Source organism: Empedobacter sp. GD03865 (assembly GCF_029840775.1).
Classification (GTDB): Bacteria; Bacteroidota; Bacteroidia; order Flavobacteriales; family Weeksellaceae; genus Empedobacter; species Empedobacter falsenii_B.
In genome coordinates, this window is the sequence record NZ_JAOCDF010000059.1 from 1 (window position 1) to 4,197 (window position 4,197).

Genomic DNA, 4,197 nt, shown 5'->3' on the forward strand with positions numbered 1-4,197 from the left:
ACAAGATGAACTTGGGCTGAATTTGTATGATTTTGAAGCTAGAAATTATGATCCTGCTTTAGGTAGATGGGGAGTCATTGATCCGCTCGCTGAAAAATATTTAATGGATTCTCCATATTCTTATGCAGTAAATAATCCTGTTTACTTTATTGATCCTGATGGTAAACAAATTGCAGGACCAGGAGACGAAGATGACCCTATTGAACTTCAAACAGCGGTAGTTTATGCATCAAAATCTAATAATTCAGGATTTTCAGGACTTAATATTACAATACCTATGCCTGACCTTAAGTCAGCCTTTTTTGGTAATCATGTCGATGGTGCTTATAAACGTATACTATCTACAGAAGAAGGTAGAGAAAAATATGGTAAAATGCAGAAAGCTAAAAGAAATGGAGAAAAAGCTGTAGTCGCTTTCTTTGGAGTAATGGCAGCACCTGTAGTATTAGGAGAAGTTGTTGTCTACGGGTCTATTAAAGTTGTTGCTGCAAAAGCTATTGTCAGTACAACTGCTCAAATATCTACCTTTGAAAATTTAGAAGACTTTAAAGCCTTTGATGTCGCAGATGTAGCCGCAGATACTTTTCTTATTCCAGGGGTATCGGGAGCTGTTGGGGGCGCAATAGATTATAAACCATTAAAAGGTGGTTTAAATATTAATTCTGATGCTAATACAATTATTGTAAATAGTGCAACGAGTTTAATTTCAGCAGGTATGGGCTCAAGATTTAACTCGTCTGTATCTCAAATGCCAACTGCAACACAAGCTGTAACTGAAGCAATGATTAGTTTACCTCACGCTATCACAGAACAACAAGTTAATAAATCATATAATGAATATCGAAATAAATAAAACTAAATTATTTTTAATAATTATTGTTATTATATTTATAACAGTAAGTTTAATGGGTACTTATTTAAGAAATGATTTTAAAAAAAATTATATATATACTATAGCGACTATTGATGGAGTTTCTATTTTCGGACGTAGTGCTACTAATAGTATTAATTTTAAGTATTATTATAATAATGATATGAAAATTAGTAGTTATAGTTTTCCAAATGATAGCACAAGATATTATAAGTCGCAAATAGGAAAAAGGGTTTTAGTGAAAATGAGTGATAAAAAATGGTCATATACACTATATTCAATTAATAAATTATATATTAATAAACCAGTACCAGACAGTATAAAAGAAGCTCCATCAGAGGGATGGAAAGAATTACCTGTCTGGGCAAAATAAAATAATTCACGATAAAGCAAAAGGCAAACCAAGGTTTGCCTTTTGTTATTTTATAAAATTCTCTCAAATTATATCATTTAACGCAAAAAATAATACACCTAAATAAAGCTGTGTTTTAATCTATCACCTTCGACAATCCTTCGACCGTTGTTCGATTGTTGTTCGACAAAACAACCTTTTTCTCGAACCATTGTCGAAGGACACTCGAACAAACCCCGAATAAATAGGCTATTTTGTCCTTCAAAAAAATAGACGACAAAATAAGAAGTATACCTTGTTGTGTAAAGTGTTTTTGGAATGTGAAATAATTTGAATTATTGTTCAATAGATAGTAAGATTTACTCCTACTTTATAGCATTATTATTTCTCATACGTTAATAATGGAATGTAAAAAGAGTTTTATCTACTAAAATAAAATTAAAAACTGCAAGACAATTGGCAGAAGTTAAATAAATAAAGGCTCCAAGTTGGAGCCTTTATTATATATTAACCATTTTGAAAAACTCGTATAACTTGATTTCCCTAGATGTACATATTTTTTCAAGTGTAGTGATAGGAATATTATACTCAATATAATCTTTATCTTGAGATGCTTTTTTAATCTTTCTAACAATACTTTCTTCTATATTATGCTCATCAGCAAACTTTCTTTGTGAATCAGAATTTATTATCCAATTATAATATATGTATTTACATATACGTCTGTTTACGTTATCCATTGTAACAATAATAAGAGTAGTATGTAAAAATATTGCGGTCGATAGTGCGCAATTAAAAATATATTATTATATTTGTTATCAGATAGTTAAAAAATAAAGTAAAAATACTTTTATCTCGCATTGGAAAACTGGTAATTTTTGTAGCAACGAGAAAATAAGTAAATTTGCTCACGACCTAGGCGTGGGCTCTCTTATTGTTGCTCGGTATACCAGTACCTCTAATGCTTTAAGAAGAGTTCCATGCCTTTCTTGTTTTTGGTCGTTTTCTTCCATCACATCCGCATCGAACTTCATATAATATGCTTGGTTTTATTCCTCTACAAATCAAGTGAAATACGCTCTCTAAATATGTGTTTCTATAATAGAAATGTGCAGATGGTTATTAGATTCTAATAGTAGATGTTAGATATTAGTATTGAGATTTTAGAATTGTAAGATGTTTTTAAGTATTAAGTAAAATGTAAAAAGTATTATGTATTCAGATTAAGGATGAGGTTTTGAGATAAGTTCAGAATGACAACGAAATGAGGTTCTGAACATAATTACGATAATAAGAAAATGATTATTTGTTCATTTTTTATTCATGAGTTATTATTATTTCAAATGAATTTATATGCCCTACGGGGAACCTTGATGAAAAAACATTTGAGATTAAGAATTTGAAATTAAAAGGAGAAGCTCCAGTGGAGCTTAGGTAAAAATTGTTACAAGTTGATTAATAATTATATGTTCATTTTTACCTTGACGCAAAAACGAACCAAAAAAATCAAGACTGAGATTTTCGACGTTCAATTCTCATCTCACGCACTAAAAAGATTAAATGATTCGCATACGCTCACTAATCTTTTTTACGCTTGTTTCAATGGATTGAAGCTCGTCTGCAAATCGTATGTCGACTCTAAAATTCGTTATTAAAAGTGGATTTGAGTATTGAAAAGGATAAAAAATGGCATTAAAACTCTCACGTTAAGAAAATGGTTAAATGGAGCGTTAAAAAGATTTTAGCCCGTAGGGTTTGTAAAATCTTTAGTGGAGTGAAGACATTTTTAGTAGAGAGGTTTACAGCCAAGTCTTTTTTCGTTAGTTTTTTTGACGAAAAAAAGTGACATTAAAGAAAAGGAATACCTAAGCCATGCTATGGCTTCTCCTTTTAATTTCAAATGTTTTTTGGATGAGCAAAAAATGAAAATAAAGAACAAATTTGAAATAAAAAAACAAAAAACCCCTTTTCCCAAAACAAAGTTGGCGCGATGTACTGGAAAGGATGGCTTTTAAAACTAATGTTGAATTAAAAAACTATGTAAAATTATGAGAAAATTTTACTTCAAATTCAGTAGGCAATTGTATGCTGAACTACTGAGATTATTTTGTGCTATACCTTTATATGCACAAATAAAAACCATGACTGACATGGTAAATGAAATTCGGACCTTAGTGGTGGATATACTACTAGTAGGAAGGAGAAATAGTGAACAAAATTATTAAGCGATAAAGACTCACATTTAATTCCCCGAAGACAACTTATAAGAGAGTGAATGATCTTCATAAAAGTAGTGTTAATTTTTATTTCATTTATTAATGTAATTTTTAAAACTGTCCAAGGGGAATTTGTGGGTTTATGCCTGATTTCATAATGACCAAATTCGTTGTCAAAATCGAATTAGAATTTTGATTAGAAAAACCACGTAAAACGTTAAGTGTACAAGGTAAAATTTGATAAAAACCATTGAGGTTAGATAAATTAAGTGTTAAAAAGAGTTAAAATCCTGTATCGTTGTATATCGAAAAAGACACTTTTCTGTATCGGTTGTGTATCCGCGCTGTATCCATTCTATATCCATTGTATATGCGTTCCGTATGGTTTGTTCGGTGTTCGTGTATCGGAAGGATTGTTAGGATGTACTATGTATTAAGTAAAAAGTACAGATTAGATGTTAGATATGAGAATTGAGATTTTATAATTGTAAGATGTCTTATGTATTTGAGGTTGAGATTAAGGATAAGGTTCTGTGACGAACTAAGAATAACAACGATTTAAAGGATGAAGAAAATGGCATTAAAACTCTCACGTTAAGAAAATGGTTAAATGGAGCGTTAAAAAGGTTTTAGCCCGTAGGGTTTTTAAAATCTTTAGTGAAATGAGAACATTTTTAGTAGAGAGGTTTACGGCCTTGACTTTTTTGTTTCGTTTTTGTGTCAAGACAAAAATGAAAAGAAGAGATTCTGATACAAGC

The 4,197-nt window shown here is 30.6% G+C and carries 2 protein-coding genes; both read left to right on the plus strand.

All coding sequences use genetic code 11. The annotated features are described in order from the left end of the window. Nucleotides 1–853: RHS repeat-associated core domain-containing protein (locus tag N5D46_RS14440; RefSeq protein WP_280050418.1), on the plus strand; the 853-nt coding region annotated here is incomplete at its 5' end. After that, nucleotides 834–1,244, plus strand: coding sequence for a hypothetical protein (locus tag N5D46_RS14445; protein ID WP_280050419.1), 411 nt, complete (start codon nt 834–836; stop codon nt 1,242–1,244). The genes N5D46_RS14440 and N5D46_RS14445, both read left to right, overlap by 20 nt. Nucleotides 1,245–4,197 lie beyond the last annotated feature (2,953 nt).